The following is a 2,775-nucleotide window of genomic DNA, read 5'->3' as shown; positions in this document are numbered from 1 at the left end:
TGGGCGCCGACCGAGGCGATGGCCGCCACGTCGGCCGCCAGCCCGCCGGCGCCGCTGGCGTCGCCCGCGTTGAAGCTCAGCACGCAGACCGCCTCGGCGGCCGCGTCGTTGCCGGTGTCGGGAAAGGAGGGGGTCGTGTCCGCCGTGCCGGGGTTTTGTGTGGACATGCAATAGTGCGCAACCCTGGCGGTGGCGCAAAAGCCGCGAGCTGCCGAGAGGGCTGGATACAATCGTTGCATTCTATTGGAAGCCCCCTTACCCTTTGGAGCGTGACCGATTTCAGGACCTGGATGTGCGTGCTCTGCGGCTGGCTCTACGACGAGGCGGCCGGAGACCCTGAGCACGGTATCGCCCCCGGCACGCGCTGGCAGGACGTCCCGCCGGACTGGACCTGTCCCGAGTGCGGTGCGGCCAAGCAGGATTTCGAGATGGTCGAGATCTGAGCGAGGCCCGGCCGCAAGGCCCCGCCGGCGCCCGGGCATCCTGCCGCCCCTCCCTGACCCACCCCCTCCCTCCAGGAGCATCGGAAGACATTGGCTATGACGACAACCGGCCCCACGTTCAAGGTCCTCGTGGTGGACGACAGCAACACGATCCGGCGCAGCGCCGAGATCTTCCTGAAGCAAGGTGGGCACGAGGTGCTCCTGGCCGACGATGGCTTCGATGCGCTGGCGAAGGTCAACGACTACCAGCCGCAGCTCATCTTCTGCGACATCCTCATGCCCAAGCTGGACGGCTACCAGACCTGCGCCATCATCAAGCGCAACCCGCGCTTTGCCGACACGCCGGTGGTGATGCTCTCGTCCAAGGACGGGGTGTTCGACAAGGCACGCGGGCGCATGGTGGGCTGCCAGGACTATCTGACCAAACCCTTCACCAAGGACCAGTTGCTGCAGACCGTGCAGCAATTTGCCCATGCCCGCGACAAGGAGTGACGCAATGCCCATACAGAAAGTGCTCGTGGTGGACGATTCGAAGACCGAGCTGATGTTCCTGACCGACCTGCTGCAGAAGAAGGGCCTGCAGGTGCGCACCGCAGAGAACGCCGAGGAGGCGATGCGCCGCCTGGCCGAGGAAAAGCCCGACCTGATCCTGATGGACGTGGTCATGCCCGGCCAGAACGGTTTCCAGCTCACGCGCACGATCTCGCGCGACCCGCAGTACGCCGACGTGCCGATCATCATGTGCACCAGCAAGAACCAGGAAACCGATCGCGTCTGGGGCATGCGCCAGGGCGCGCGCGGCTACCTGACCAAGCCGGTCGACCCTGCCGAGCTGCAGGCCACCATCGAAGCGCTCGGCTGAGGGCGCACGGTTCCATGGCCCAGCGCGAGGCACTCAAGGAGCTGCAGACCCGCCTGGCGGCACGCCTGCAGGCGGCCCGCACGGAAGGCACGGCGGTCGCCAGCTGGCTGGCGGTGGAGGCGGCCGGGCAGCGCCTGCTGTTTCCGCTGGCGCAGTCCGGCGAGATCTTTTCCTGGAGCGGCGTCCAGCCCGTCCCCTACACCCAGCCCTGGTTCCTGGGCGTGGCGAACCTGCGCGGCGCGCTGACCGGCGTGGTCGATCTCGCGGCGCTCCTGGGCCAGGGCCGCCCGCGCAGCGAGCAGGCGCTGGCCGAGACCAGCCTGCTGGCGCTCAATGCGGCGCTGCAGGTCAATGCGGCACTGCTCATCGACCAGCTCGTCGGCCTGCGCGCCGCAGACGCCTTCGTCGCCTCGGAGCCGGCCGGCGCGGACGCCGCGCCGTACCTGGGGGCCGTCCACGTGGACGCCGAGGGCGGACGCTGGCAGGAGCTGGACCTGCAGGTCCTCGCAGAGCACCCTGAATTTTTGAGCATCGGCACCTGACCGAATCTTCCCCGCTTAAGGCTGAAGGCAGCACCATGTCCGTCATCAATCCATTCGGAAAACTGTTCAACCGCAAGCCGGCCGCCGCCGGGGGGGACGCCGAGCTGCCGCCCAGCGATGCGGCGGCCCTGCCCGAGGCCTATGCCGTGGACGCCATGAACAGCGTCCAGGGCGACCCGGGCGCGAGCCTGCCCTATGGGGAGGACGAGGTCGCCATCGAGGACCAGGTCCGCCTGCCCCTGCTGGGCCGCGCAGATGCGGCCGTGCACCAGCGCCGCCTGCTGATGCTGCTGGTCCTGGGCGTCCTGGTGCTGGCGCTGATCGCCGGCTGGGTGCTGCAGCAGACCAACCGCTCGGCGCAGCAGATCGCCGCCACCGGCCAGGCGCTGATGCAGTCGCAGCGGCTGGCGAAGGCGGTCACGCAGGCGCTGGTCGGCAGTCCCCAGGCCTTCCCCGACGTGGCGGAGAGCTCGAGCGTGCTGGCACGCAACGTGCGCGCCCTGGCCAACGGCGACAGCGAGCTGGACGTGCAGCCGCTGGGCGATGCGCACCAGGCGGAGTTGCAGAACATCATTCCACTGGCCGAGCGCGCCGAGCGCAACGCCGGCGTCGTCATGGGCCAGCAGAAGATCCTGACGCAGGTGGGCGATGCGTTGCGCACCATCAACCGCCAGTCGGCCGATCTGCTGGAGATCGCCGAGACCGTGTCCTCGCTGAAGCTGCAGCAGGGCGCCGCGGCCGCCGAGCTGTCGGCCGCCGGCCAGCTGGTGATGCTCACGCAGCGCATCGGCAAGTCCGCCAACGAGTTCCAGACCACCGAGGGCGTGAGCCCCGAGGCGGTGTTCCTGCTCGGCAAGGACCTGAACACCTTCCAGGAAATTGCCCAGGGGCTGCTGGACGGCAGCGAGGAGCTGCGGCTGGCCGCCAC

5 protein-coding genes are annotated in these 2,775 nt (G+C 68.8%); all 5 read left to right on the top strand.

The window, feature by feature from the left end:
- The first annotated feature begins 269 nt into the window (after positions 1 to 269).
- Positions 270 to 443 carry a rubredoxin gene (locus tag A612_RS03060; RefSeq protein ID WP_206536106.1) on the top strand — a complete coding sequence of 58 codons (174 nt, stop codon included), beginning with the start codon at positions 270 to 272 and terminating at the stop codon, positions 441 to 443.
- A 96-nt stretch (positions 444 to 539) separates the two neighbouring features.
- A complete protein-coding gene (locus tag A612_RS03055; protein ID WP_019373123.1) occupies positions 540 to 935 on the top strand; it encodes a response regulator in 396 nt (131 codons plus the stop codon).
- Positions 936 to 939: 4 nt separating this feature from the next.
- Positions 940 to 1,305, top strand: a complete 366-nt coding sequence (locus tag A612_RS03050; protein WP_019373122.1) for a response regulator — start codon at positions 940 to 942, stop codon at positions 1,303 to 1,305.
- Positions 1,306 to 1,319: 14 nt separating this feature from the next.
- Positions 1,320 to 1,847: a chemotaxis protein CheW gene (locus A612_RS03045; RefSeq protein ID WP_019373121.1), complete on the top strand. Its 528-nt coding sequence runs from the start codon at positions 1,320 to 1,322 to the stop codon at positions 1,845 to 1,847.
- A gap of 35 nt (positions 1,848 to 1,882) precedes the next feature.
- On the top strand, positions 1,883 to 2,775 hold an 893-nt coding region (locus A612_RS03040), incomplete at its 3' end, for a type IV pili methyl-accepting chemotaxis transducer N-terminal domain-containing protein (RefSeq protein WP_019373120.1).

It is taken from the genome of Melaminivora alkalimesophila (genome assembly GCF_000282995.1).
Lineage (GTDB): Bacteria > Pseudomonadota > Gammaproteobacteria > Burkholderiales > Burkholderiaceae_C > Melaminivora > Melaminivora alkalimesophila.
The sequence above is the reverse complement of the archived record's forward strand: the minus strand, read 5'-3'. Positions and strand labels throughout refer to the sequence as shown.

What these genes read in the sequence shown, in the direction of transcription:
- A612_RS03045 (WP_019373121.1), top strand. Translation starts at nt 1,320, where the DNA reads ATGGCCCAGCGCGAGGCACTCAAGGAGCTGCAGACCCGCCTGGCGGCA.
- A612_RS03050 (WP_019373122.1), top strand. Translation starts at nt 940, where the DNA reads ATGCCCATACAGAAAGTGCTCGTGGTGGACGATTCGAAGACCGAGCTG.
- A612_RS03055 (WP_019373123.1), top strand. Translation starts at nt 540, where the DNA reads ATGACGACAACCGGCCCCACGTTCAAGGTCCTCGTGGTGGACGACAGC.